At 66.7% G+C, this 25303-nt stretch carries 33 protein-coding genes and 1 tRNA gene; 10 read left to right on the top strand and 24 right to left on the bottom strand.

The features are described from left to right. The first annotated feature begins 36 nt into the window (after positions 1-36). On the top strand, positions 37-1215 hold the full coding sequence (locus NJQ44_RS07120; RefSeq protein ID WP_254273992.1) for a redox-regulated ATPase YchF: 1179 nt from the start codon (positions 37-39) through the stop codon (positions 1213-1215). Here the strand turns inward: NJQ44_RS07120 and NJQ44_RS07125 are convergent. The 9 genes from NJQ44_RS07125 to NJQ44_RS07165 form a co-directional block, all read right to left on the bottom strand. Continuing rightward, the gene (locus NJQ44_RS07125; RefSeq protein ID WP_254273993.1) at positions 1212-2066 is read right to left on the bottom strand and encodes a UbiA family prenyltransferase; all 855 of its coding nucleotides are present in this window, start codon (positions 2064-2066) and stop codon (positions 1212-1214) included. The genes NJQ44_RS07120 and NJQ44_RS07125 overlap by 4 nt on opposite strands. Before the next feature lie 58 nt (positions 2067-2124). Beyond that, the gene (locus tag NJQ44_RS07130) at positions 2125-2496 is read right to left on the bottom strand and encodes a hypothetical protein (RefSeq protein ID WP_254273994.1); all 372 of its coding nucleotides are present in this window, start codon (positions 2494-2496) and stop codon (positions 2125-2127) included. A gap of 43 nt (positions 2497-2539) precedes the next feature. Continuing rightward, complete coding sequence (locus tag NJQ44_RS07135) at positions 2540-2836, bottom strand: DUF8036 family membrane protein (protein WP_254273995.1); 297 nt, start codon at positions 2834-2836, stop codon at positions 2540-2542. 34 nt (positions 2837-2870) lie between these two features. Beyond that, positions 2871-3149, bottom strand: a complete 279-nt coding sequence (locus NJQ44_RS07140; protein ID WP_254273996.1) for an ArsR/SmtB family transcription factor — start codon at positions 3147-3149, stop codon at positions 2871-2873. A gap of 176 nt (positions 3150-3325) precedes the next feature. Continuing rightward, complete coding sequence (locus NJQ44_RS07145; protein WP_254273997.1) at positions 3326-4447, bottom strand: pyridoxal phosphate-dependent aminotransferase; 1122 nt, start codon at positions 4445-4447, stop codon at positions 3326-3328. A 60-nt stretch (positions 4448-4507) separates the two neighbouring features. Next, on the bottom strand, positions 4508-4840 hold the full coding sequence (locus NJQ44_RS07150; protein WP_254273998.1) for a hypothetical protein: 333 nt from the start codon (positions 4838-4840) through the stop codon (positions 4508-4510). 131 nt (positions 4841-4971) lie between these two features. After that, the gene (locus NJQ44_RS07155) at positions 4972-6177 is read right to left on the bottom strand and encodes a thiolase family protein (protein WP_254273999.1); all 1206 of its coding nucleotides are present in this window, start codon (positions 6175-6177) and stop codon (positions 4972-4974) included. Positions 6178-6218: 41 nt separating this feature from the next. Beyond that, positions 6219-6383, bottom strand: a complete 165-nt coding sequence (locus tag NJQ44_RS07160) for a hypothetical protein (protein WP_254274000.1) — start codon at positions 6381-6383, stop codon at positions 6219-6221. 34 nt (positions 6384-6417) lie between these two features. Next, a complete protein-coding gene (locus tag NJQ44_RS07165; protein ID WP_254274001.1) occupies positions 6418-7188 on the bottom strand; it encodes a DUF7839 domain-containing protein in 771 nt (256 codons plus the stop codon). Positions 7189-7271: 83 nt separating this feature from the next. Here NJQ44_RS07165 and NJQ44_RS07170 point away from each other — a divergent pair, with 83 nt between their 5' ends. Together NJQ44_RS07170 and NJQ44_RS07175 are read left to right on the top strand one after the other, a co-directional pair. Beyond that, positions 7272-7952 (top strand): metallophosphoesterase, encoded by a 681-nt coding sequence (locus NJQ44_RS07170; RefSeq protein ID WP_254274002.1) that lies wholly within the window; start codon positions 7272-7274, stop codon positions 7950-7952. A 37-nt stretch (positions 7953-7989) separates the two neighbouring features. Next, on the top strand, positions 7990-8151 hold the full coding sequence (locus NJQ44_RS07175) for a hypothetical protein (RefSeq protein ID WP_254274003.1): 162 nt from the start codon (positions 7990-7992) through the stop codon (positions 8149-8151). A 22-nt stretch (positions 8152-8173) separates the two neighbouring features. Here the strand turns inward: NJQ44_RS07175 and NJQ44_RS07180 are convergent, their stop codons facing one another. Continuing rightward, positions 8174-9427, bottom strand: coding sequence for an NAD(P)/FAD-dependent oxidoreductase (locus tag NJQ44_RS07180; protein WP_254274004.1), 1254 nt, complete (start codon positions 9425-9427; stop codon positions 8174-8176). An 82-nt stretch (positions 9428-9509) separates the two neighbouring features. Between NJQ44_RS07180 and NJQ44_RS07185 the strand changes: the two genes are divergently transcribed. The 3 genes from NJQ44_RS07185 to NJQ44_RS07195 are packed head-to-tail and all read left to right on the top strand — an operon-like array spanning position 9510 to position 11963. Further along, a complete protein-coding gene (locus NJQ44_RS07185) occupies positions 9510-10637 on the top strand; it encodes a threonine synthase (RefSeq protein ID WP_254274005.1) in 1128 nt (375 codons plus the stop codon). Positions 10638-10676: 39 nt separating this feature from the next. After that, complete coding sequence (locus tag NJQ44_RS07190) at positions 10677-11123, top strand: DUF6653 family protein (RefSeq protein ID WP_254274006.1); 447 nt, start codon at positions 10677-10679, stop codon at positions 11121-11123. A gap of 54 nt (positions 11124-11177) precedes the next feature. After that, positions 11178-11963 (top strand): hypothetical protein, encoded by a 786-nt coding sequence (locus NJQ44_RS07195; protein WP_254274007.1) that lies wholly within the window; start codon positions 11178-11180, stop codon positions 11961-11963. 2 nt (positions 11964-11965) lie between these two features. On the opposite strand, the gene NJQ44_RS07200 is transcribed toward NJQ44_RS07195, so the two are convergent. From NJQ44_RS07200 to NJQ44_RS07225, 6 genes are read right to left on the bottom strand one after another with little or no spacing between them, the layout of a single operon-like run. Further along, entirely contained in the window at positions 11966-12565 is a 600-nt protein-coding gene (locus NJQ44_RS07200) for a J domain-containing protein (RefSeq protein WP_254274008.1), read from the bottom strand. A 40-nt stretch (positions 12566-12605) separates the two neighbouring features. Beyond that, complete coding sequence (locus NJQ44_RS07205; protein WP_254274009.1) at positions 12606-13364, bottom strand: proteasome assembly chaperone family protein; 759 nt, start codon at positions 13362-13364, stop codon at positions 12606-12608. Positions 13365-13369: 5 nt separating this feature from the next. Next, positions 13370-13552, bottom strand: coding sequence for an RNA-protein complex protein Nop10 (locus NJQ44_RS07210; protein ID WP_254274010.1), 183 nt, complete (start codon positions 13550-13552; stop codon positions 13370-13372). 3 nt (positions 13553-13555) lie between these two features. Continuing rightward, positions 13556-14356, bottom strand: a complete 801-nt coding sequence (locus NJQ44_RS07215; RefSeq protein ID WP_254274011.1) for a translation initiation factor IF-2 subunit alpha — start codon at positions 14354-14356, stop codon at positions 13556-13558. Position 14357: 1 nt separating this feature from the next. After that, entirely contained in the window at positions 14358-14531 is a 174-nt protein-coding gene (locus NJQ44_RS07220) for a 30S ribosomal protein S27e (protein WP_254274012.1), read from the bottom strand. A gap of 2 nt (positions 14532-14533) precedes the next feature. After that, positions 14534-14812, bottom strand: a complete 279-nt coding sequence (locus tag NJQ44_RS07225) for a 50S ribosomal protein L44e (RefSeq protein ID WP_254274013.1) — start codon at positions 14810-14812, stop codon at positions 14534-14536. A 139-nt stretch (positions 14813-14951) separates the two neighbouring features. On the opposite strand from NJQ44_RS07225, the gene NJQ44_RS07230 reads away from it, so the two are divergent. Then, the gene (locus tag NJQ44_RS07230; protein WP_254274321.1) at positions 14952-15218 is read left to right on the top strand and encodes an HAH_0734 family protein; all 267 of its coding nucleotides are present in this window, start codon (positions 14952-14954) and stop codon (positions 15216-15218) included. A gap of 97 nt (positions 15219-15315) precedes the next feature. Here the strand turns inward: NJQ44_RS07230 and NJQ44_RS07235 are convergent, their stop codons facing one another. Continuing rightward, positions 15316-17634, bottom strand: coding sequence for a DUF2298 domain-containing protein (locus NJQ44_RS07235; protein WP_254274014.1), 2319 nt, complete (start codon positions 17632-17634; stop codon positions 15316-15318). Between the two features lie 105 nt (positions 17635-17739). Here NJQ44_RS07235 and NJQ44_RS07240 point away from each other — a divergent pair, with 105 nt between their 5' ends. The 3 genes from NJQ44_RS07240 to NJQ44_RS07250 all read left to right on the top strand — a co-directional run bounded on the left by NJQ44_RS07240 (position 17740) and on the right by NJQ44_RS07250 (position 19138). Then, entirely contained in the window at positions 17740-18507 is a 768-nt protein-coding gene (locus tag NJQ44_RS07240) for a glycosyltransferase (RefSeq protein ID WP_254274015.1), read from the top strand. Continuing rightward, a complete protein-coding gene (locus tag NJQ44_RS07245; protein ID WP_254274016.1) occupies positions 18504-18995 on the top strand; it encodes a GtrA family protein in 492 nt (163 codons plus the stop codon). The genes NJQ44_RS07240 and NJQ44_RS07245 overlap by 4 nt, the downstream gene beginning before the upstream one ends. Positions 18996-19063: 68 nt before the next feature. Further along, a tRNA-Met gene (locus tag NJQ44_RS07250) sits at positions 19064-19138 on the top strand. Positions 19139-19402: 264 nt separating this feature from the next. Here the strand turns inward: NJQ44_RS07250 and hpt are convergent. The 7 genes from hpt to NJQ44_RS07285 form a co-directional block, all read right to left on the bottom strand. Beyond that, the gene (gene hpt / locus NJQ44_RS07255; RefSeq protein WP_254274017.1) at positions 19403-19972 is read right to left on the bottom strand and encodes a hypoxanthine/guanine phosphoribosyltransferase; all 570 of its coding nucleotides are present in this window, start codon (positions 19970-19972) and stop codon (positions 19403-19405) included. Between the two features lie 43 nt (positions 19973-20015). Next, positions 20016-21887 carry a hypothetical protein gene (locus NJQ44_RS07260; protein ID WP_254274018.1) on the bottom strand — a complete coding sequence of 624 codons (1872 nt, stop codon included), beginning with the start codon at positions 21885-21887 and terminating at the stop codon, positions 20016-20018. Next, positions 21884-22369 (bottom strand): hypothetical protein, encoded by a 486-nt coding sequence (locus NJQ44_RS07265; protein ID WP_254274019.1) that lies wholly within the window; start codon positions 22367-22369, stop codon positions 21884-21886. Before NJQ44_RS07265 ends, NJQ44_RS07260 begins: the two co-directional genes overlap by 4 nt. A 92-nt stretch (positions 22370-22461) precedes the next feature. Next, positions 22462-22950, bottom strand: coding sequence for a type IV pilin domain-containing protein (locus NJQ44_RS07270; RefSeq protein ID WP_254274322.1), 489 nt, complete (start codon positions 22948-22950; stop codon positions 22462-22464). 266 nt (positions 22951-23216) lie between these two features. After that, entirely contained in the window at positions 23217-23798 is a 582-nt protein-coding gene (locus NJQ44_RS07275) for a DUF7344 domain-containing protein (protein ID WP_254274020.1), read from the bottom strand. A 113-nt stretch (positions 23799-23911) separates the two neighbouring features. Then, complete coding sequence (locus NJQ44_RS07280; RefSeq protein WP_254274021.1) at positions 23912-24394, bottom strand: type IV pilin domain-containing protein; 483 nt, start codon at positions 24392-24394, stop codon at positions 23912-23914. Positions 24395-24772: 378 nt separating this feature from the next. Next, on the bottom strand, positions 24773-25261 hold the full coding sequence (locus NJQ44_RS07285; RefSeq protein ID WP_254274022.1) for a type IV pilin domain-containing protein: 489 nt from the start codon (positions 25259-25261) through the stop codon (positions 24773-24775). Positions 25262-25303 lie beyond the last annotated feature (42 nt).

Consider the following 25303-nt stretch of genomic DNA (forward strand, 5'->3'; position numbering starts at 1 on the left):
GAAACCGCCTTTCCGCGCACACTGGTACGTCATCGCATGCTCTCTCTCGCACTCGCTGGCAAACCCAACGCCGGGAAGTCTACCTTCTACAAGGCGGCGACGATGGCCGACGTGGACGTCGGCAACTACCCCTTCACGACCATCGACGCCAACCGGGGCGTGAGCCACGTCCGCACCGAGTGTCCCTGCCTGGACCGCGCGGAGCGGTGCGGCGACGACAACTGTCGGGACGGCAAACGCTACGTTCCCGTCGAACTCATCGACGTGGCCGGTCTCGTCCCCGGCGCGCACGAGGGCCGCGGTCTGGGTAACCAGTTTCTGGACGAACTCACCAACGCCGACGTCATCCTCAACGTCGTCGACGCCTCCGGAGGGACCAACGAGGAAGGCGAACCCGTCGAAGTCGGCGAACACGACCCAGTCGAGGACGTGGACTTCGTCGAGGAGGAGATGGACCTCTGGCTGGCGAGCATCGTCTCCCGCAACTGGGAGTCCGTCGAACGCCAGTCTCGCTCGCCCGACTTCGACTTGGACGAGGCGCTGGTGGACATGCTCACCGGCGTCGGCGCGACTGAACTGGACGTGGCTCGGACCCTCCGCGAACTGGACTATCCCGAGGACCCGATTGCGTGGACCGACGAGCACCGCGAAGCGCTGGCCCGACAGATTCGCAAACGGACGAAACCTATCGTCGTCGTCGCGAACAAGGCCGACATCGCGCCCGAGGGCAACGTCGAGCGACTGCGCGAAGCCGCCGACATCGTGATTCCCGCGACGGCCGACGGCGAACTCGCCCTCCGGAAGGCCGCCGAGGCGGGCGTCGTCGACTACGACCCCGGCGACACCGACTTCGACATCGTCGGCGACGTGAGCGACCAGCAACGGCAGGGACTGGACCGCATCCGCGACGTGATGGCCGACTACGGCGGCACGGGCGTCCAGCAGGCGATGGACGCCGCCGTCTACGACTTGCTCGACCACATCACGGCCTATCCGGTCCAGAACGACACGAAGTGGACCGACGGACAGGGGAACGTCCTCCCCGACGCTTTCCTCCTGCCCCGCGGGTCGACGCCGAAAGACCTCGCGTACGCCGTCCACTCGGACATCGGCGAGGGGTACATCCACGCCGTCGACGCCCGCGAGGAACGGCGTATCAGCGACCAGACGGAGTTAGATGAAGGGGCGGTCATCAAAATCGTGAGTTCGAACTAGGCGAACGGCTGGAACCACACCGCCGCGACCAGAACGGCGAGAAAGAGATAGGACCCCCGAATCAGCAGCATCGTCGCCAGTTCCGACTCCGCGCGGCGAGCGATGGCGGCGACGAGACCGAAGACGGCGGCGGCCCCGGCGGCCGTCGGGGGGACGCCAGACAGCGTGACCGCGAGCGCGACGGTGCCGACCATCGCCGTAACGAGTAATCCTACCGCGAGGCGTCGCGCCCGACGCGGTCCGAGGACGACGGCGACCGTTCGCTTCTGGATGGAACGGTCGTAGTCGTAGTCCTTCTCGTCGTCGATGATTTTGATGCCGGTCAGCAGGACGAGGAAGACGGCCGCGAGGCCGAGGACGCGGGGGCTGAACGCCGTCGCCTGCGCGTAGTAGCCACCCAGTAGTGCCAGCGAGATGCCCGTGGGGTAGCCCATCGTCGCGCCGACGGGGTTCAGGTCCAGTTGTGGGGCGTGCGTGTAGCCGATGACCCACGTCGGGAGTGTCACGAGCGCCGTGCCGGGGCCGACGAGCGCCCAGAGGCCCACGAGACAGACGAGAAAGCCGATTCCCGCACCGACCAGTGCGCCCCGACAGCCATCGACCGTGAGGGGGTGGTCGTCGTCCTCGCCGCGGACGTGGAAGTCGACGTAGCCGTCCTTGACGTGGGCGGTGTAGACGGCGAAGAACATCGCCCCGGCGTGGAGGGCGGCCACGCGGAGGTCGACGCCGCCAGCGAGGAGTGCACCGAACAGCGACGTCGCCAGCGGCGGGAGCATGAACACCGGGTGGACCTGCGAGGCGAGCGCACGGCCCGCGCCGAGCGCCCCCGATTCGTGTCGGGCGACTGCCATACTCTATCGTGGTCGCGAGTTGGCAAAAAGTCTCGTGCCGAGTGAGTGGCGCGGGTCGTTACCGCCAGTTGCTCCGGTCGAGGACGAACTGCGAGATGTGCGAGGCGAGGTCACGGCCCGCCTTCTCCGTCGGCGTATGGAGGTCGCCGGAGACGGCCCCGGCCTCCCCGCCGACGCCTTCCGCCTCGGAGATGGGGTCCGTTCCGGTAGGATACGGTCTGCGGGAACGGACGCGGTCGCGTAACTGCTGGACGGCGGTCGGCGATAGCTGTTTGTCGAGGTGTTGGAGGTCGTACTGGACGATGTAGCCGCGAGTCGCGACCCGGACGGCGATGACCGGTTGGCCGCGGTCCGCACAGCGGTCCCAAATCGTCCGTCGCTCGTCGCCCGTGGCGTACACCGGGACGTTCGACGGTGTGAGGTGGTCCATCGGCATACCGTACGTATCGGAACCGTATCGACTCTTCGGCTATCTACCGGAGCGTCGTGTAACTCAGGCCGACGATAGCGACGAACTGGAGCGACCGGAGGATGAGGACCGCCTGCTGGACGTGCGGGTCGCCAGCGTAGAAGCTCTGCATCGAGAAGAAGAAGTAGACGGCCACGGCGTTCTCGACGAGCATCGCGACGGCGAAGGCCAGCAACCCGGCGACGAGACCCGTTCGGAACGTCGCGTAGTTGCGGACCCAGATGCCGACCAGCGGCAACAGGAGGACGACGTTGAGGACCGCGAGGACGGCCGCCGCGGTAATCATCGGTCCCATCGCCATCACCCGCTCACCGCCACGTTCGGCGTCTCGACGTTCATGCGTCCATCTGCTCCACGATTTCTTCGAAGGTGTCTCGGTAATTGTCGAAGCGGTCGGTCAGGAAGTACAGTTTCGCGTAGTCCTCGTCCCCGGACTCGACGATGTCGTGTTTCTCCAGTTGCTCCATGTGGTGGCGAATCGTCTTGTAGCCAACGTCCAGTCGGTCCGCGAGTTCGTTCGCGTTCATCGGTCGCTCCGAGAGGGCGTCGATGATGCGCGCTCGGTTGGCCCCGCCGCGCGTCGCCGTCAGCAGGTACCAGAGCGCTTTCTCCATGCCTCTATCCGTACTGCTCGCGCCCGTCTCAAAGTATTGTCTCTCCGCTGTCCGCTCGCGGGCGTCCCGCCGACTCCGGTCGTGTCCGTAGGCCACGGCAAGTTCGTCCTCGGAGAGGACGCCCAGCCTCAAAACCCTTCTTCGCAGTCCCTTCCGAGACTGTTCCAAATTCGGGGCTAGTCGAGGGCGGCCGTCGCCTCGGCCATGATGTCGATGGCCTCCTTCAGGGTCTCCGTGTCCGTCGCGTAGGAGATGCGCGCGTAGCCCGCGCCGTTCTCGCCGAAGGCGTCGCCGGGGACGACGACGACGCCCCGGTCGATGACCTCGTCGACCCACCCGTCGGGCACCTTCGGCATCGCGTAGAACGCCCCCTTCGGCGTGGGGCACTCCAGTCCCATCTCCTCGAAGCCCTCCAGCAGGAGGTTTCGGCGCTCCTCGAAGGCCTCGCGCATCTCCGCGACGGGGTCCTGCGGGCCGGAAAGCGCGGCCTCGGCGGCGAACTGGGCCGGTGCGGAGGCGCAGGCTTGAGCGTACTGGTGGACTCGGAGCATTCGTTCGATGCGGTCGTTCGACCCGGTGACCCACCCGAGTCGCCACCCGGTCATCGAGTAGGCCTTCGAACAGGCGTTGACGACGACGACGTTGCCCGTCTCGTCGAACTCCGCGGGCGAGCGGTGCTCGCCCTCGAACACCTGATGCTCGTACACTTCGTCGGATATACAGAGCACGTCGTGTTCGTCGGCGATGCGGGCGAACTCGGCCATGTCTTCCGGCGACTGGACCGCGCCGGTCGGGTTCGCGGGGGAATTGACGACGAACGCCGCCGTCTCGTCGGTGATGGCCTCCTCGACGGTTTCTGGGGCCAGCGTCAGGTCGTCCCGCAGACCCACCGGTTTGGGCGTCCCGCCAGCGAGGTGAGTCAGCGCCTCGTAGGAGACGAACCCGGGGTCCGGGAAGATGACCTCTTCGCCTGCGTCGACGTGGGCCTCCAGGGCGATGTGGAGTGCTTCGCTCCCGCCGGAGGTGGCGATGACGTCCTCGGGGTCTACGTCCAAATCGTTGTCCCGAGCGTGTTTCTCGGCGATGGCCTCGCGGAGTTCCAGTGTCCCCTTGTTCGAGGTGTAGGCGTCCACTTTGCCCGCCTGAATCGCCTCGACGGCGGCCTCGCGGGCGTGGTCCGGCGTCGGGAAGTCCGGTTGTCCGAGTCCGAGGTTGATGGCGTCCTCGCCAGCGGCCTCGAACACCTCGCGGATGCCCGAAATCGACACCTGTTCGACACGGTGGGAGAAGTGAGTCATGCTCAGTGCTGCGGGAGGCGGGCCGATAATTCTTCCCGATTCGGTCGGTGTTGCTCGCCGTCAGCACACGTCCACGTCGTCGCCGCCGACGCGGGTGGTCGTCGTTGGTGTCACGGCGTACGTGGCCCGCGAGGCGGTGTCGGCGAACACCCTGTCGTCGACGTCACCGACCGTGTAGGCGTACGGCACCGTCACGTCCACGTAGACGCCGCCGAGCGTCACCCGCCGTATCTCGGCGTCCCGGTCCGGACCCGCCCCCTCGTCGGCCCCCCAATCCGAGAGGCAGTCCGCTTGCTGTTCGAGTCGGTGGTCGACGTACTCGGTTTTGGCAGTCAGAGCGCGTCGTTCTGCGACCGTCGCACCGACGGCGAGGGCGGCGGTCACCAGAGCCACGAAGACCACGAGCGCGAGGGCATAGCGAAGGGGTCGTCGGGAGTGAGGCGGCATCGTTGCCCCGACCTTCACGACCTGGGCCTGAAGAACCCGCGTTCGCTTCGACCGGCGTTTGAGCGTCCCTCCCCGTGCTACCGAACGAGAGACATCGCTATCGCGCCCCCGCCGCCGACGCTCATCCCCACCACGCCTCTGTCGTGGTCTTCTCGCTCCATCGCGTACAGGAGCGTCGTCGTGAGGATGCCGCCGCTCGCGCCGATGGGGTGACCGAGCGCCACCGCGCCGCCCAGCGGATTGTGCTTCTCGGCGGGAATCCCCAGTTCGTCGGCGACGTACACCATCTGCGCGGCGAACGCCTCGTTCAGTTCGAAGTGGTCCACGTCGTCGACGGTGAGGTCGTTCACCGCCAGCAGGTTCGAGACGGCGTCGGCCACTGCGAGCGAGAACTCGGCGGGGTCGCGGTAGGCGACGGCGTAGTCCTCGACGTGGGCCATCGGGCCGAGGCCCGCCGCGTCGACGGCGTCGGCGTCGCCGAGCAGTACCGCGCCCGCTCCGTCGGAGAGTTTCGAGGCGTTGCCCGCCGTGATTGTTCCCTCCTCGTCGAACGCCGGCGGGAGTTTCGCGAGTCCTTCGACCGTCGTCTCGGGCCGCGGCCCCTCGTCCTCGGTGACGAGGTGGTCGCTCACGGTTTCACCGTCCGCTCGCTGGCCCGGTGGCCCAGCGCCCACCTCTACTGGGACCATCTCCTTCTCGAAGTGGCCGTGCTCGATGGCTTCGGCGGCGCGGTGGTTGCTGCGACGAGCGTACTCGTCCTGTTGCTCGCGGGTAATCTCGAAGCGCTCGGCGATGCGGTCGGTCAGCGTCCCCATGTGGGCGTCGTAGGTCGGGTCCCACAGCGAGTCGTGAATCATCGCGTCCACGAGCGTCGTGTCCCCGTGGCGGCGGCCGCCGCGCATCTCCCGGACGAGATAGGGCGCGTTCGACATCGACTCCATCCCGCCAGCGATGCAGAGGTCGGTCCGGCCCGCGTCGATGCGGTCGACGGCGTTCGCGATGGCGCGCAGTCCCGACCCCGATGCCTCGTTGGTCGTCGTCGCCGGACAACTGTCGGGCAACGGCGAGTCGACCACGACCTGTCGCGCCGGGACCTGCCCGACGCCCGCTTGGACGGCGGTGCCGAGACACACCCAGTCGACGCGTTCGTGGTCGACGCCGGTCCGGTCGAGCAGACCCTCGACGGCGGCGCGGCCGAGGTCCGTCGCGGACTTCTCCGAGAGTGCGCCGAGGAGTTTCCCGTGTGCGGTGCGAGCGCCGTCGACCACGACCACGTCGGTCATACGCCGAAAATGACTCCGAATCTACAAGACTGTTCGCCCGCTCACTCCTCGGCGGCCGAGCGGAGCGAGTCGATGGCGACCTCCAGTCGCCGCAGGGTCGCGTCGGCGTCGGTGTACCCCCGCTCGTACTCTTCGAACGTCGCGTCGGCTTCCGAGAGGAACGTCGAGACGGCCGCGTCCAGTTCGGTGTCGTCGGTGTCGGACATACCTACACCGAGAACCCTCGGCGTGGAAAAGGTTTCACTGGGTCACGTCGTAGCCGACGTTCGCGTCCCGGAGGGCGTCGGTGACGCGGCCCACGGTGTCCTGCGTGGCGACGACGACGGCGTCCAAACCCCGGGAAGCGGCGTCGGCCGCCACCTCGCCCGGCGCGAAGTACGTCGTCACGTCGACGCCCGCCGCTCGGAGAGCGACGACGGCTTCGACGCCCGCGGCGGTGACGATTGGGGCGTCGGCGCAGACGGCCGCGATGTCGGCGTCGCTCCCGTTCGGGGCCGAGCGGACGGTCGGCACTTGGACGACGCTGACGTGGCCCGGTTCGAGGTCGATGACGCCCTCGAACCCGGTGACGCCGACGACGGCCCCTTCCTCGGCGCTCGTCGTCGTCACGCCCGTCGCGCCCCCGTGGTCGCCGGGTGCGGCGTGAAGCAGGCCGTCGGCGAGCGATAGCGAGACCGTCTCCCCCTCGTCGAGGGCCGCCTCGGCGATAGCGGCGTCCTCCTGCACGCTCCCGAGAACGTCGTCTGTGACGTGGTCGACGAACCGCCGCATGTCCGAGGCCGACTGGAACACCCAGTCGACGCCTTCTTTGGTGACGCGGTAGCGCGAACGGCCCTCCTTCTCGACGAGGCCCTCGTCGACCAATTCGCGGATGTACTCGCTGACCGCCTGACTCGTCACGCCGACGGCCTCCGCTATCTCTCCCTGGCTTACCGCGGGTTGGCGCTCCGCTATCTCGACGAGGATGCGAAAGCGCGTCGCGGCGCGCTTGTTTTCGAGGACGTCGACCATACCCGCCTTCGGGAGGCGGCGGATAAAAATCCCATCGCCCCGCGGGCGTCAGGGATATGTGCGCGGCGTGCCGACTCGGACCGATGGGACTGACCTACGACGACCGGGCGCTGATGCTGGGGGAGACGCTCGTACTCGCGGACCTCCACGTCGGCCGCGGCACGGGCGGCAATCTGGAGTTCCCGGTCGGTTCCGGGTCGGACATGGTCGAACGGGTGCGTTCGCTCGTCGACCGGCACGACCCCTCGACGGTGGTCGTCGCCGGTGACTTGCTCCACTCGTTCCGGACGGTCCCGCGCACCGTCGAGCGAACCGTCGAGGGCCTGCAAGCCGCCTGTCGTGACGAGGGCGCGCGCCTCGTCGTCACGCCGGGCAACCACGACACCATGCTCGACTCGGTGTGGGATGGCCCGACCGAACGCGAGTTCCGGGTCGGCGACACCGTCGTCCTCCACGGCCACGAGGCACCCGAGCAAGACGCCGCGCGCTACGTCGTCGGGCACGACCACCCGACCATCGAAATCGAAGGACAGCGGCGTCCGTGCTACCTCGTCGGCCCCGCCCAGTACGGCGACGGCGAGGTGGTGATGCTCCCCTCGTTCAACAAACTCAACGCGGGCGTCGTCGTCAACCGTATGTCGGCTCGCGATTTCCAGTCGCCGCTGGTGACTGACGCCGACCGACTCGAACCGGTCGTCTGGGACGAGAGCGGCCGCGAGACGCTCTCCTTCCCCGCTCTCGGCGAGTTCCGACGGATGCTATAACGGTAGCTATTTGGGCTACCGCGGTGGACCGTCGAACATGGTTCAGACAGGTGCCGCACTCGCGCTTATCGGCATAACGCTGCTCTCGCTGCTGTTGCTGTACTTCGCGACCATCAAGTACGTCTCGGCAGTACTGCTTGACGACGAAGAGGACCACGAGCAAGAGGGAAACCTGAGTAGCGGCGGTCGAACGGCGTAGGCCGCCGCGGCGATTCTATCTACTACGCGAGCAGGTCCGCAGCGACGCGGCCGCTCTCCAGCGCACCCTGTATCGACGACCAGCGAGTGTAATCGCCAGCCAGCGCGACAGGTCCCGCCGGTGCGTCGGGGTCCGGGAGCGAGTCGCGGAAGCCCGGTGGCTGTGGGAACTGGGCGAACGGGACGCGGTCGGTCCGCAGGAGTTCGAGGTCGCCGAAACTCGCCTCGGGATACCACGACCCCACCGCCTCTCTGACCTCGCTTGCCAGCGTCTCGTCGTCTTCCTCGGGGATTCCGAGGAACGTCGCGCTGTAGAGTTCCATCCCTTCGGGGGCGTACTCCGAGGCGACGGCCGACAGCGGCGCGACGGTGTTCGGTCGCTCGTCGGCGGCGTTGAGGACGATGCGCTTGCCCGTCTTCGGGGCCATGCTCGTGGGCAGCGAGAAGTACTGGGTGACACATCCGAGGGCGTCCGTCGGGATGCCGTCGACGGCGGTCAACTCGGTGGCCGTCGCGGGGTCCGTGGCAACGACGGCGGCGTCGGCCGTCAGCGTCTCCGACCCGACTTCGACGGTCGCCTCGTCGCCCTCGCCGCGGACGCCAGTCACGGCCCGGCCCGTCTCGATGGTCGCGCCCGCGGCGACGGCGCGGTCGGCCAGTTGCTCGGGCATCGCCTGCATCCCGTCGGCGGGGACGAAAATCTCGCCCTCGGAGAGCATCTTGTACGTGTACTCGAAGACGGCGCTGTCGGTCCCGAGCGAGCGGTCCAGCGTGATGCCGCCGTAGAAGGGCGCGGCGAACCGCTCGACGAACCGCTTGGAGAACCCCTTTCGACCGAGATAGTCCGCGATGGTGGTGCCGCCGCCGTCGAGTATCGTTTCGGGGTCCCTGTCGGCGAGTTCTCGCTGGAGCCTGAACAGACGGAGTTTGTCGGCGGTCCGAACCTCTTGGTTGAACACCGTCTGCGGGGCCGCCGTGGGCTTGCGGAGCGGGTCCGACAGCACCGACCGGTGGTTCGGACGGGCGATAGTCGCGCCGGGGGTGAAGGGCCGCGGTGACAGCGCCTCCACGTCGAGTTCGCGCTGGACCGCGGGGTACGCCGAGAAGATGACCTGAAACCCGCGGTCGAACGTGTAGCCGTCCGCGCGGGCGGTGCGGACGCGGCCGCCCACGTCGTCGCGTTCCTCGAATACGGTCACGTCCAGTCCTGCCTCGGCGAGGTGGCGGGCCGCGACGAGGCCCGCGAGGCCACCACCGGCGACAACGGCGTCGGTCATAGCGTCCGGTTCGGACGCGTCCGCAAAGAGCGTGCTGGAGTGGACCGCACGACACAAGGCGGTGCCGTCCCGAGGCGGGTGTATGGAGACGACAGCGGCGTTTCGCGGCCTCGTCTGTACGGCGTGTGAAGAAGCAGTCGACCCCGGCGTGGAGCGCTGTCCCGACTGCGGCGGCGTGCTCGCGCCCGACTACGACCCCGACGCCGTCGAGACGACGGCGGCCCTGACCCCGTTCCCCGACCCGGTGGCCGTGAGTATCGACGACGGCGACACGCCGCTGGTGTCGGTCCCGGAACTGGCAGCGGAGTTGGGCGTCGACAGCGTCGGCATCAAGGACGAGGGGCGGAATCCGACCGGGTCGCTCACCGACCGGAAACTCGCGCCCGCCGTCACCGCGGCGGCCCAGCAGGACGCAGACCGCGTGGCGACGCCCTCGACGGGCAACGGGGCACAGGCCGCCGCGGCCGCCGCGGCCCGCGCGGGTATCGACTCGAAGGGGTTCGTCCCCTCGCGGTGTCCGTTCGTCAACAAGGCGATGGTGAACGTCCACGGCGGCGACATGCGCGTCGTCGAGGGCCGTTACTCGGACGCCGTCGCCGTCTTCGAGGACACCGACGAGGAATTCGCGCCGGTCGCTCCGGGCCACCCGTTCCGGATTCAGGGCGGCGTTTCGCTCGCGATGGAACTGCTGGACGACTGCGGGGGGACCGCTCCCGACGCCGTCGTCCACCCGACCGGCCACGGGGAGACGCTGGTCGGCCTCGCCCGCGGGTTCGAACTCGCCGTCTCGGCGGGCCTCGCCGAGGGGGTCCCGCGTCTCTACGCCGCCCAACCGGAGTCGTCGGCGCCCATCGCCGACGCCGTCCGCGAGAGTGACGACGCCCCCAGTGAGGTCGAGTTCCCCGACACCATCGTCGGTCCCTTGGAAGTGCCCGCTCCGGCCGCCGGACGCGCCGCCATCGGCGCCGTCGAATCGAGCGGGGGGGACGGCGTCGCAGTCTCCGACAAAGACACCCTGCAAGGGGCCGTCGACGGCTGTGAGATGGGGCCGGAAATCGGGGCGACCGGCGGGACGGCCGTCGGCGGCGTCCGGGCGCTGAGCGACCGGGACGCGTTCGACCCCGAGGACCGCGTCGTCCTCGTCAACCCCGTCGCCGGGAGCAAGGAGGGCGACCTCCTGCGCTCGCACCTCATGAGCCAGGGCCTCTGAGGGCGGTAGCGATTTGTCGGCGGCGGCGGTTGTGGGGGTATGGACCCCGACGTACTGCCCGACGATGCGTCCGCACTAGACCGGTTCTTCTGGGCGCGCCACGCCAACCCCAAGAGCGGGTGGTCCCGCGTGGCTTCCCTGCCCCTCCTGATGACGTGTCTCTACTACCGGAACTGGCGCGGCGTCGCGGTGACGCTGGCGTTCGTCCTGCTGAATCCGTTTCTGTTCTCGCCGCCCGAGGACGACAGCGCGTGGATGACCAAGGTGGTGTACGGTGAGCGACTGTGGACGCAGCAGGACCACGACCGGTTCGGCTATCCGGCGGTGCTGAACTACGGCAACGGCGCGGCCGCCGCGTACGCCGTCTACGCCGCGCTCCGCCGTCGTCCGGCAGAGATGGCGCTGGCGACGGCACTTTCGATGGCGCTCAAACTCTGGTTCGTCGCCGAGATGGTCCACCTCTACGAGGCCGAACGCGAGGAGTGACGGCCCGAACGGCTTTGTGGCCGCTCCGCGAACCGTTCGCTCCACGAACAGGAAATGTCCGCGGCGCTCCGCACTCTGCTGGTCGCCTGCCTCCTCCTGAGCGCCGGGTGTTCGTTTCTCGGACCGAACCCGGACAGTTACACGAGCACGTACGACTACAGCATCGGCGTCGACGCCGACGAGACGCTCCGGAACGTGACGGTCCGTCTGCCCGTCCCGCAGGTCGACGGGACGCCGACGTACGAGGCGACTGACGTGGCGCCGAACGGGACGCTCGGTGGCGTCTTCGCCGTCTCGCTGGTCGAGACGCGGTACGGACCGATGCTGGAACTGACCGCCGACCGGTTCCCCGTCGAGACCCGGTATTACCGCTACGTCGAGGAGGACGGCGTCGGGAGACAGGAGCGCATCGACGCCGCGGAGTACGACCCCGAGAACCCAGACCACGCGAAGCGGACGCGCCGAACCGTGGCCACGTCGGTGTTCCGCGACGTGCCGTATCCCATCGAGACGCGGACGCCCGTCGGCGCGTCGGCGACGTTCTACCCCGGTGCGTCGGTCACGCGCACCCTGACCGCGTGTTCGTTCCCCTACCGGGACGAGACGGCGTGTTTCGAGTACGACGCGCCGGTGTACCTCGCGTACGACGCTCCGGAGTCCGCCCGCGTCGACGCCAGCGCGATGGTCGTCGGGTCCAACCAGTGGTTCAGCGGTGGCTGGACGGGTAACGACTACCACGACCGGGTCCACGCGAACGCGACGGGACCGCGGGACGGATGGGTGAACGCCTCGGGGCACACCGAGGCGGGGCGCGGAAACTACCCGTCGCCGGACCCCTGACGCTACGACGCGCGCTGTTTCGCCATGGTGTACGCCTCCCGGACGCGCTTGAAGTCGTCCTCGTCGCCGCCGTGGTCGGGATGGACCTCCTTCACGCGGTCACGGTAGGCCGACTTCACTTCGGCGAGCGTCGCGTTCTGCCGCAGTCCCAACTCCGCGAACGCCTGTACGCCGGGGTCGGGCGACCGGTCGGGGTCCGGACCGAGCGATACCTCCGGCGTCTCGAAGGGGAGTCTCGCGCCCAGATGAACGCCGGGCATCTCGTGTTCGACGAGGACGGGGACCGTCTCGGAGCGCTCGATGCGGTAGTACGCCCGGGCGTCGAACGTGATTGCCACGTCCCGCTTCGGGAGGTAGAAGGCGACGTGTTGGCCCTCGACGAAGTGGTTCTCGGCGAACTGCTCGTCGATGGCGTGGAGGTACTCTCTGAGTTCGGTCCGCCGACGCTCCTCGCCGCCGTCGCGTAACTGTCTCGCGTGATTCTCCGCTGGGAACAGTCTGGCGGCGGCGACAAACAAGCCCGCGACCACGACGCTCCCCGCCGCGCCTAAGAGGACGCCGAGGACGAGCCATTCGGGGAGCGCGCCGGGGTCTGCCTGCACGCGAATCCGTTAGGGGTCTGCGGTTAAGAAATTCTCGCTCTCAGCCGATGTAGCGCAGGTCTTCGTCCGTCGGCGACGGCGCGTTCTGCTGTTCCATCTCCTGAATCTTCCGGACGACTTCCTCCATCTCGTCGGCCCGCTCTTCGAGGGACTCGTAGTCGACTTCGAAGCCGACCACCTCCTCCAAGATTTTCAGCACCGCACGCGCGCTCTTGGGGTCGACCAGATAGCCCGACGTCTCGCCCATGAGACAGGTGGCCGGGACGCCGCGACGCTCGCCGAGGCCGAGCAATAGTCCCGAGACGCCGACGATGCCGCCCGCGGGTTCGTCCTCGCGGAAGACGACACCCGCGTCTTCGAGCGTCTCGATGGCCTCGTCCGTCGTGGTCGCACCGAGCACGTCGTACTCCTCGATGAGTTCGCCGGTAGGGACGCCGCCGAGGGCGAATATCTCCTCGACACCGAACTCTTCGCCGATGTCGAGAATGGTGTCGGTCAGGCCGTAGTGGCCCGCGCCGTCCTGTGCCTGATGGTCGCCCGAGAGGACGAGCATATCGCGACCGTTCTCGGGTGTGACCGCGTGGAACTCCGCGCAGGCCAACTGTGCGCGGCCCTCGTCGACGGTGACCTGCGGGGGGAAGTGCGTCGAGTAGACGCGGCGGACGAGTTCGCTGTCCAGTTCTTCGAGTAAGTGCTCGGCGGCGAGTTTTCCGACGTGGCCGACGCCCGGGAGCCCCTCGATGAGGACGGGGTCTGCCAGTTCGGGGTCGGCGAGTACCTCGATGTCGAATTCGTCCATACCGCCTACGTGCGGTTGCGGCGCTTAAGTGAACGTCGATACTCGCCGTGTGGGTCCGTCGGGTCGAACGGTGCGGGGGCGCTGTTGACGGCGTCGGCCCCGCACTCCGGACAAGAATCGGTAAGCGTGTACACCGGGCCGTCGTGTTCGGACTTCCACGCCGAACACACCCGGATGTCCGCCTTCATTCGCTATTCGTCGTCTTCGTGGCGTTCGCGGTGGAACTGACCGGTCCCGTCGTGTTGTTCGACGACGGCGCGAGCGCGGGCGGCGCTCTCTTCGAGCGCTCCCTCGGCAGTCTTGTAGTCGGGCGCCTTCACCTGGATGCGGTACTCGGGAGACCCGACGTAGGTGACTTCGAGTTCGATTTCCTCGGGCACTTCGCCGTTGCCCTCGGCGGCTTTCAGCGCCTCTTTGATGACGTCGACGCCGTCGTTCTCGGGACACGTCAGGTCGACGTAGCCCGTGACGTTGACGTAGGGCACGGAGACGTTGTTGCGGGCCGTCTCCACGATGGCCTCGATTTCGTCGTCGTCGAGGTCGGTGTCGTCGAGCGCCTCGTCACCGTGGATAGCCGCCGCCTCGAAGCCGTCGTACAGCGACCCGAAGTCGGCCAGCAGAGCGTTGGCGATGGCACCGTACGTCTCGTCGTCGATGTCCTCGCCGAAGGCCAGTTCCATCCAGTTGTCGGCCTTCTGCTCGTTCTTCCACTCCTGAATCTTCTCTTTGCGCTGGTGGTCGTTGACGTCCTTGATGGAGAGGTCTATCTGCTGGGACCCCTCGTCGACGTCTAACACCTTGGCGACGACCGTCTGACCCTCGTTGACGTGGTCGCGGACGTTCTTTATCCATCCGCTGGCGACCTCGGAGATGTGACAGAGGCCACGCTTGCCCTCGTACTCTTCGAGGTCGACGAACACGCCGAAGTCCTCGATCTCGTCGACCTTGCCGACGACGAGTTCGCTCGGTTCTGGCCAGCCGCTGTATTTCATCCTATCGGGCCTCGACGACGGCGGTCACTTCGCCTTCGATGTCGGCCTTCCCGCCGGTCGGGCGGGCGAGGGTGTGGCCACAGACGGCACACGTTACCTCGCTCGCGGCTTTCTCGAAGAGAGTCTGTTCGTTCTCGCAGTCCGGACAGGCGACGGTGACGAAACTACCTGCCATGATTACTCCTGGAAGGTGAGTCGCCCGGCGCGCCATCCCTCGCGGAGATGGGCCTTGCCGCAGTCCGAGCAGCGGTACTTGAGGTCCGTCTTCTTCGTGGGCTTGTCCCCGCCGGGGACTTTCGAGAACTTACCGTCGTTCCCGATACCGGAGTTGCGCTCACGCTGGCGGTCGATCCACTTCATCCCGGTCTCGCGACCGGAACGGACCTTCTCGACCTCGTGTTCGTGGTGCTCGTTACAGTGCGGACAGTACGTATTGAATCGTCGCGGCATCTCCATAGATATCGACCTTACGGAGCGATTTGGCGTGGTCGCTTAAAACCCGTTTGGTTCGGAGTCGGGCCGCCGTCCGTCCATGCGGACAACTCACGCGCTCGCCTTCGAAGTCACTAAGTACGCTGTTTCCGAAGCCGTTCGCATGAAGAAGCTCATCATCCACGGGGACCCCGGCCTCCGGAAGGGCGGCCGCATCGAGTACGACGGCGCGGAGTACGAGGTGTTCTCGGTCACGCGGCAGGGTGACTGGCACGGCCCCGAGCGGCCGCAACTGTGGTGTACTATCGGCTCCGAAGACGAAGAGGAGACGTTCCAGACCCAGGAGTACATCCCCATGCACCTCGATACGGAGAACGTCGACGCCGAGGCCGTCACCGTCCTCCGCGAACGCGCGCCGCCCGCCGAGTAACGCGGCTCAGAGCTGTTCTTGGTGGACGCGGTAGATGACGACGCCGCCGGACCGTTTTACCGGCGTCACGCCCGAGAGGTGGTCGATAGTCAGCGGCTCAGAGCTGTTCTTGGTGGACGCGGTAGATGACGACGCCGCCGGACCGTTTTACCGGCGTCACGCCCGAGAGGTGGTCGATAGTCACGTCGCCGTAGCGCGCTCGCTCGGCCGGGCCGACGTAGACGTACCGCACGTCGTACTCACGTAAGAGCGCGCGCTGTCGGGTCGATGCCCCGGTGTATATCGCTTCGACGTCCGCGACTCGATTCTGATAGACGCTGTCGTTGCGATACTGCGCCTCGTGGAACCACCCGGCCACGGTGGGCAGGCCGGTCAGACTCGCCGGTGCGCTCGCGCCTTCGCCGTCGTCGGGGTTCCACCGGTAGCCTGCCGGGGCGGCCGTGACGATCGTCGGTCGCCCCTCGACGGTCCGGTCCAGCCAGCGGATGGCCTCGGCTTCTCTCGGGTGGTCCTCGTTCAGATAGGCCGTCCCGTTCAGGGTCGCGGGTCCGGTCGCCTCCGCGTGGTTCGAGAGCGCGAACGCGCCGTACAACGAGGTGGAGACGACCAGCAGGGCCACGAGCGCGCGCGTGCCCACGCTGGTCCACTGCCGTCGCGACTCCGCGCTCGGCCGCCAGCGGGCGACCAGCCACGCCAGCACCGGCCCGACGGCGGCGGCCCACAGCACCCACACCTGCATGTACGTCTTGAACACCGTGTTCATCCGGCCGATGTTCTCCTTCACGAAGACGAACTCGACCAAGAGGACCAGTCCCGCGCCCGCGAGGATGAGCACCGCCTCGAAGTCCATCGGACCGTCGCCCCCGTCGGCCAACGTCGGGAACGCCGGGAGCGTTCGCTCCAGTCTCGGGGACCGAGCCAACAGCCAGGTTCCGACGAGTAGCGGCCCGAGCAGACCGACGGCGGCCACGTCGAGTGTGGCGCCGAGGAAGACGAGGCCGACCGTTGCGAGACCGGCGATGCGCGCCCGGCGGGTCCCCAGCGCGCTTCCGACCTGCGCGTAGAGGTAGAGACCGAACGGGACGAGGAACACGCCGTGAACCGCCAGCAGTTCCAGCAGCGAGGTTCGGTCCGGGAGGACGGCGATTTCACGGCCGCTCGCGGCCCCCAACCAGAACGGCAGCGACCACAGGAGGCCGATGGCGACGATACCGACGGCGACGGCGACTGCGATGCCGATTCGCAGTCCCTCGTGGCCGAGGCCGTCGAACCGCAGGCGTTCGCCGACGCTGTTAGGGAGGAGCGTCGTGGGGTCGGCGGGCGCGACGGCGACGGTCAGCATTGCCAGCCCCGCCACCGACGGGAACGACCACGTGTTCGTCACGGCCATCAACCCGGCGACGGCGGGGAGCGCGCCGAACAACAGCGCCAGCCGACGCCGCCACTCGACGGCGGGCGTCTGGAAGTAGCTGAGACACAGCGCGGCCGCCAACAGCAAAAAGCCCGTACTCATCATGTGGGCGTGCATGTCGCCGTTGAGCCACGCGAACAGGGGGAACTCGTCGATGACGAACGCGGCGCTCGGTTCGTACGTCACGAAGTCCGCGGCGTCGTCGGTGATGACACGGCTGGCGTCCCAGTAACTGAACTGTCCCGGGCCGGCCGCCAACCCGTCGAGTTCGTAGCCAGCGTTGGTCGCCACCCACCGTGCGGGGCCGTCCGGTAACAGCCAGATGAGGAATCTGGCGGGCGTCGAGAAGTTGCTGGCGATGCCGACGAAAAAGGCCGACAGCGCGGCCGCGAGACGACGCGGGACGCCCCGGTCGGCGGCGATGGCCCCAGCGAGGCCGTACGTCGCCGTCACGAGCGTCGCGTAGAAGCCCGCGAGCGCGAGGTTGTAGGCGTACTGGCCCGCGGTTCCCGTCAAGCGGGTGAGGATAGCGGCGACGAGGTGGCCGCCGTAGTAGTACGCGACCGGTTCGCCCGCGAACCACATGTCCTCCGGCGGCAGGCTATCGGCCCGGAGGAGGGACTGCAAGAGACCGAAGTCGAGGAACTTCTCGCCGCCGATGGGGATTATCACGGGGTCGAGCGCCCGTATCGCGACGAGGAAGCAGAAGGCGAGTGTGAACACGCCAGCGACTTCGGCGTAAGCGCGGCCGTCTACCGGGTCGACCGTGCGCACGGCCACCGCGGCGGCGGCCACGAGGACGACGAGTCCGCCCCAGACGCCAGCGGTGAGCGAGATGCGGCCGACGAAGTAGGTCACGAGCCACAGTATCGTCAGCGCGACCGGAATCCCGAAGGCGACGCCGCGGTCGGCGAAACGGGGGAACAGGACGGCGGCGACAGTCGCACCGACGTAACACAACAGCAGATAAAGCGCGAGCCAGAGGGCGACGAGGCCGTACTCCATCACACGAGAGAGCGCGACGCTGGCCTATACGTCTTTTGCACCCTCGCGCGCGAGTCCGGTCACGGTCCGAACTGTTTTTACTCGGCGGCGGTGGATGCCAACACAATGTCGCGTTCCGTCGGCGTGGTCGTCCCAGCCTTCCGGCCCGACGTCCCCCAACTCCGGGCGTACGTCGCGGCTATCGACGAGACGCTCGCTCCGGAGACGATTCTCGTCGAACTCGACGCGCCCCGCCACGGGGTCGTCGACCGACTCGCGGACGTTCCGGCCCGCATCGAGACAGTTCCATACCGCCGCGGGAAAGGTGCGGCCGTCACCGCGGGGTTCGAGCGCCTGTCGACGGACGTGCTCGTCTTCGCCGACGCCGACGGGTCGACGCCGGTCCGTTCGCTCGAACGCGTCGTCAGCGGGGTCCGCGACGGCGACACCGACCTCGCCGTCGGGTCGCGCCGCCACCCCGATTCCGCCGTCACCAGTCACCAGACGTTCGCCCGCCGATTCCTCGGCGACGGCTTCGCCTGGCTGGCCGGTCGCCTGCTCGACGTGTCCCTGTACGACTACCAGTGCGGCGCGAAGGCCATCGACGCTGGCGCGTGGGCGCAGGTGCGCGCGCACCTCTACGAACCCGGCTTCGCGTGGGACGTGGAACTCGTCGCCATCGCGGGCGCGCTGGACCTCCGAGTCACGGAGGTACCCATCGCCTGGGAGGACCAGCCGGGGTCGACCGTCTCCCCGATTCGGGATTCGGCGGCGCTGTTCCGCGCGCTACTGGCGGCCCGCCACCGGGCGAAACAGCTCCGCGACGACCGCCTGCACACAGCCATCGCCGCGCGTCGGGAGGACCCGACGGCGCTCGTCGAACGGGAGCGATGAGCGGCCCCGGCGACAGGCTCAGGGACGCGGTTCCGGCGCGGTTCGAGTCGCTCGTCTCCGCGGTCCGGTTCGGCCAGTTCGCGTCCGTCGGCGTCGTCGGCGCGCTCAGCGACAACACCGTGCTCGCCGTTCTCCGTCTCGGCTTCGGTGTTCCCGAACTCTGGGCGAAAGCCGCGGGCATCGAGACGGCCATCGTCGTGATGTTTCTCGTCAACGAACACTGGACGTTCTCCGCGCAGGGGGCCGACGGCATCGTGCCGTTCGCCAAACGCCTCGGGAAGTCACACCTCGTCCGCTCGGGCGGCGCGCTCGTCCAACTGGCCGTCTACTGGGTGTTGACCCAATGGCTCGCTGTCGAACTCGTCATCGCGGGCACGGATCTGTGGTTCCTCGCGGCCAGTCCCATCGCCATCGCCGTCGCCATGCTGGTCAACTACGTCTTCGAGAGCCTCTTTACCTGGAAGGTCCACCAGCGCGACGCGACGTAGCGCGTGACTAATTCACGGACGGCGTTCGAATCACAACCCTTAATGAGGGGCCTCGGATATGAAGAGGTAGCGGGATGGGATAGCCAGGAGATTCCGGCGGGCTCATAACCCGCAGATCGGTAGTTCAAATCTACCTCCCGCTATGTTCTATCGCTCACAATATCGTGAGCGTCGGATTCACACGAGTCGATTTGAATCTCGATAGTCGCGCACAGCGAACGACGCCGCCGCCACGCCCTGTCTTCACGGACCTTCGTGAGCGTGTATTCTTCGGTCACGGTAGCTTGAACGAGAGAACACCGAGCGATAGCGGGGTGTATATTTCCCACCCACGACGAAGGCCGTCGTTGTCGGCATCGGCAATCGCGAGCAGTTCGGAGAAAGAGACCGGTTCCCGAGAGCGTCCCTCAGTCGTCCCCGGTCTCGTCGACGATGACGACTTCGCCGTCTTCGACGGTGACGTTGATGAGGGTCTTCGCGTCGTAACCCGCCTCGTCGAGTTTGTTGACGCCGTCGGCCTTCTTGATGACGCAGACGATGTCACAGATGTCCGCGCCGATGTCTTCGAGCGCGCCGGTCAGGGCGGCGAGGGTGCCGCCGGTCGAGAGCACGTCGTCGAGGACGAGGACGCGGTCGCCCTCGTACACGTCGTTGACGTACATCTCGTTCTCGGAGTAGCCGGTGACCTGCGAGAGCGCGACTTCGCCGTCGAGGCCGTACTGGCGCTTGCGGACGACGACCAGCGGGATGTCGGTCATCAGGGAGACGGCCGTCGAGAGGTGGATGCCCATCGCCGCGGGCGTGACGATTTTGTCGACGTTTTCGAGTTCCGCCTTGCGGATGATTTTGATGACGATTTCCCGGAGGAGTTCCGGGCGGAGCATGGGGACGCCGTCGCTGATGGGGTGGACGAAGTAGTGATAGCCGTCTTTCTCGATAATCGGCGCGTCCAACAGCGACTGCTTGAGTCGGTCCATGGCGACGGTACTGTGAGAGCGTACAAAAATTCGTCGTCAACGGTTAGGCCAGCGGGAGCAGGTCGCCCGCCGTTCGGACTATCGGCAACGCCTGTGCGCCGCCGACCGGATAGTACTCGACGGCGGCGAGACAGGTGAAGAGGAGGGCAGCACTCGTCGCGAGTGCCAACAGGACCGCGCCGAGTTGTCCGTAGCGACCTTCGCTCCGTCCGGCGAGCGCCCAGAGGCCGAGTGGTGCGGCCGCCGACAGCGAGAGGAGCGCGTGCAGTTGGAACGCCTCGCCGAGACCAGCGGCACCGAGGGCGACGGCGACGACGACCAATTGCCCGCCGACGAACACGCAAGCGGCGAGCGTCCAGCAGAACAGGCGCCAGTGGCCGGTGAGCGCCTCTCGGACTGGTGGTAGCCGGAGGACGCCGTACACACCCAGCGGGAACAACACGAACAGATACCGCGCGGTCACCTGCGCGTGGACCGGCAATCGGGTCGCATAGAGGAGCGCGAACCCGACTGCCGCGAGGACGGCGAAGCAGTCGACGACCCGCGTCGCAGAAAGCGTCCGGTCGGGGAGCGAGGCCCGCGGCCACCACCGACGTATCGTCGGGACGAGCGCCGTGACGGCGGCCAGAATCGGCGCGGACTCCAGTACGGAGAGGTTCACCGCCTCTTCGTTCGACCGGTTCAACACGTCCGGACTGGACCCGGACCGAACGTAGGCGTGAAAGATGTCGCCGGGTTGCCGGAGCGCCGTCTCGAACCCCAGGACGAGTTCACCGACGAGCAGTGTCAGCGGTGACAGCGCGGTTTCGAGGGCGTCGGCGAGCGGTGCGAACGGGCTTTCGCCGCCGTTCCGCGCCGCGGTCCCGCCACCACTCGCGGCCGTCGTCTCGCCCGTCGCCCCCGTCGCCGCGAGGAGTCGAGGCGGCCGGAGCGGCGAGTCCGCGATGAGCGTGTTCGTGATGAAAAAGGGGACGAGCGAGACGGCGAAGGCGGCCGTGAGGACGGCGAGCGTCCGCGGGCTATTGTCGTCGGCGGTCCCCACGTCGGCGGCGGCGAGGCACGTCCCCAGCAAGAGCGCCTCCGGCGCGTGGACCCACGCGTACAGGCCGACGAGGGCGTACGCGAGCGCCCGGAACGCGAGTGGGTTTTCGACCACCGCTCCGTCGGCATGCACGCGACTCCGATACAGCGCGTAGGCGATGCCCAGAACCACTGTCGCGGTGATGACGTGGCGTTTCGGCACGGTGGCCCAGAACGCCAGCGGCGTGCCGAGGGCGAACAGGAGCGCACCGAGCAGGCCGACCCGGGGCGTGTGAACGTGGCCGAGCAGTCGATAGAGGAGAACCGGGCCGAAGGCGGCGACGGTCAGGTGAAACAGTTGGAGGGCGTGGAGATGCGACTTCGCCGCCAGCGGTTCGGCGAGGGCGACGTTCGCCGCGAACACGACGAGGACACCGCCGCTCCCGAGGACGCGCACCCAGCGCCGTCCCGTGAGGTGGCCAACCTGGACGACCAGCGCCAACAGCGCGAGCGACCACAGTGCGAGGACGCCGATTCGCGGCGCGACGACGTTCCCCAGCGCATCGATGGCCCAGAGAAACGGCAGCGAGAGAACGATGACGCCGTAGTTCCGTGAGAGCAGTTCGCCGCCGTAGGTCCGGACGCCCGGCGTCTCCAGCCCCGGGCCGTAGACGGCTTCGGTCAGGACGAGACGCCCGTTCGAGAGGCTATAGAGTCCGTTCGCGAGCGCGTAGCTGTCGTTGATGAACACGCTGGTTCGCCAGCACACGGCGAACAGACAGGCGCTGGCGAGGAATATCGCCAGCCCCGTCCGGTCGCCGAAGACGGCCGCTCGGACGGTCGACCAGATGCCGGAACGCGACCACGTCCATCGCTCGACGCTATCGACGCTCATTCGTCCACCTCGACGGTGAGGTTTCGCTCGGCGACCAGTCGACGGCTTCGCGAGTCTTCGACGACGACGCCAATCGTCCCGCGGTACGTCTGTCGGTCGATGCGCTCGGGTGCGAAGTTATCGGCGTCCATCGTCACTTCGTAGCGCTCGGCGACGGACGCGTCGAGAAAGTGGACCGTCGAGCGCGTGTAGCCGATGTCGTCGATATTCAGTCGGTACACGAGCATCGGGGTGCCGGTGAGCGCGTCGAACTGCACCGTCCCCGGCGGCACGGTGAGGTAGTACCCGCGTTGCCCGAACGACCCGCGCTCCAGCGTCGCCCGGTCGGGCAACGTCGCCGACGAGACGTTCGCCGTCCCCTCGCCGTACGCGACGCTCCGCTCCGTCGTCAGCGTGACGCCCGGAACGAGCGGTCCCGAGACGGCCGCCGTCACGAGGACGACGATAGCCACTCCGAGGACGGCGGCGCGCGAGTAATCCATCGTTACCTGTCTCTGGAGAGGTGGTGATAAAAGCGTCGTGGCGTAGCCGTCGCTGGCCGGGGTGAAAAAATGAGAGAAGTGCGGTCGTTCAGTTACGCCTGCGGTCCGGAGTCCTGCGCGAGGGTTGCGGAGTTGTCTCCCTCGGGCGGTTCGTAGATGATACGGACTTCGTAGTCATTGCTCAGGGATGCGGTAATACTTGAACCGGCCGAGACATCCGTCGTCCCTTCTGCATCGTTCCAGGTTTGGGTTTCGTTACCGTCAGCTAAGTAGACTCTTGGTCCGCTTGCTTGGGCAGAAACCCACCCATCTCCACGGATGTACAGACTGTTACCTTGGATGGTATCGCCACCGTCGTGGGTGACGGACAGAACGCCGTTACTCGCACTGTAACCCGTTGCATCTCCGTCGTAGTCGAACGCGAAACTGGCCTGCGGAGTCGTCTGCTGTGCTTGGTCGCCGAGTCCGAGGACGAACGACGCGATAACGGCGGCGAGGATGACGGTGATAGCCACCATCAGGATGACCCCGATAACCGGCGAGACAGCGTCGTCGTCGTGGATGAGTTGTTTCAAATCCATTGTTGTGTCCATATGCACACCGCATGTCGGTCCTTACGAGCGATAACCCGATCCTACTCCCACCACACGGTTCGGTGTTGCTCGTAGAGGTGTGCTGATTCGTTCTCATGACGGCGGCTGACTTATACCCACACCACGTTTTAGCGCTTCAACGGCGGCTTGAACGGCTTCAGGAGCTGTCTAATCTCGATATTCACGCCTGTTCAGCGAATCAAAGTGGTGGGTGGCGGATTTCGATTATCAGACGTGATTCTCGGACGGTGCAATTAGTCATCGTCGTCGTACTGACGGGTCATGTACTCCGTGAGCGTCATCTCGCGGCCGAGGAACGTGTGGTACAGCGCCGACCCGGTCAGGACGACGGCCATCACCGTCGCCCAGACGAGCGGCGGGATGAGGGTGAAGGGGTAGACGCCGACCCACAGGACGACGACGACGGCGAGACTGACCGCGCCGAAAGAGAGGTAGTACTCCCGCCACGGGAACTCGCTTCCGGGGACGATTTCCAGGTAGACCGTCAACTCCTCGGTCTGCGGCGTCGTCGCGATAACGCCAGCGTCGGCGTCGTAGTCCACGATACCTGTCTCGTCCATCCGCGGCAGGTGTGTCTGTTGCAGCGTCGTGTAGACGCGCTTGCGTTGGGTGCTCGACACCTCGCCCTCGGGGCAGTCGTACTCCAGCGAGGCGACGTGGTCGGCGAGGTCGCCGAGGTCAACGGGACCGCCGTTCTCCCGGAGGTACTGGAGCGTGTAGCGCCGCCGCTCGTTCTGCAACACGTCGAAAATCTCGCCTTTCGAGAGCGCGTCCTCTGCTGGCGTGACGGACGGGCGCTCGGTCTGCTGACTCACGATTCGGTCTCACCCCGACACGCGATACCGAGCACCGGCATGTGTCCTACATCTGTGAGTCGATGGTAATAACCACAGCGGTCCGGGTGAAAGCGAAAAATGAGTCGACGACCTTACGCGTCAGGCCCGTTCCACTCGCCGAGAGTGGCCGAAGTGCCGTCGGCGTTGTAGACGACGCGGACCGTCGCCGGACTCAGGTCGAGGTTACCACTGCCACTGGTGAAGTCACCCGTGGCGTCGATGGTTTCAGACGTCCCCGCACTGACATCGGTCACGCTATCGAAAGTGGAGCCGTCGTAACTTCCAATATCGCTTCCTGCTTCGTTTTGAGCCCCCGAGACGACGATGTTGAGGTCCTCGGATCGGATGGTGTCACCCCCGTCGTGGACGATAGTTAGGGAGTCGTCGCCCCCACTGTTGTCTTCGAAGTCGAAACTGAAGCTCGCTTGCGGTGCGGTGTTGCTCAGGTTGTCGCCGAGTCCGAGAACGAACGTGGCGATGACGGCAGCGAGGATGACAGTGATAGCCACCATCAGGATGACCCCGATAACCGGCGAGACAGCGTCGTCGTCGTGAATGAGTCGTTTCAGATCCATGGTTGTATCTACACACCGTGGGCTGAATAGGCGAGCCGTTAATCGGAACCTACTCCGGCTTGGTGGGGTAGGTCGCTCGCAGTGGTGTGCTGAGTCGTCTACAGACGGTCGGGTGACTTATACCCACACTACGCTTTAGCAGTTCAATCCAGGCTTGAATCCGTTTGCTCGCATCGGAGCACGGTCCGTTCGATTCTCGATTCAGAGAGCGAAATCCGCAAGACGGTAGTACTCCGTATCATCGATGATTCTCGCGACAACGTTTGGACGCACATCGCCGACGTGTCCGTTCGCGTCTGCATGTCAGCCCGGTACTGGACGGATAGTGTCGCGACTCTGTTGTCTCTCAGCGCAAAAATCGAAAATGAAACGCGGGAATTACGCGTCAGGTCCGTCCCACTCGCCGAGAGTGGCAGAAGTGCCGTCGGCGTTGTAGACGACGCGGACCGTCGCCGGACTCAGGTCGAGGTCCACTGAGCTAATGGCCGAGAACTGACTTTCGTCGTCGATAGTCTCCGACGTTCCCGCACTCACGTCGGTAACGCTATCGAATGTGCTGCCAGTGTACGTCCCGGCATCAGTATCTGAACCCTCCACATTTGCACCGGAGACGACGATGTTCAGGTCTTCGGACCGAATCGTGTCACCACCGTCGTGGACGATAGTCAGCGAATCGTCGCCGCTGGCGTCGTTCTCGAAGTCGAAGGAGAAACTGGCCTGCGGCGCGGTGTTGCTGACCTGGTCACCCAGGCCGAGGACGAACGTGGCGATGACGGCGGCGAGGATGACGGTGATGGCCACCATCAGGATGACCCCGATGACCGGTGACACCGCATCGTCGTCGTCGAAGAAACGTTTGAGTTCCATGGTTAGTTATCCGACACGCGTCGTCGACCACCCGCCGACCGT

This window comes from Haloarcula marina (assembly GCF_024218775.1).
Classification (GTDB): Archaea; Halobacteriota; Halobacteria; order Halobacteriales; family Haloarculaceae; genus Haloarcula; species Haloarcula marina.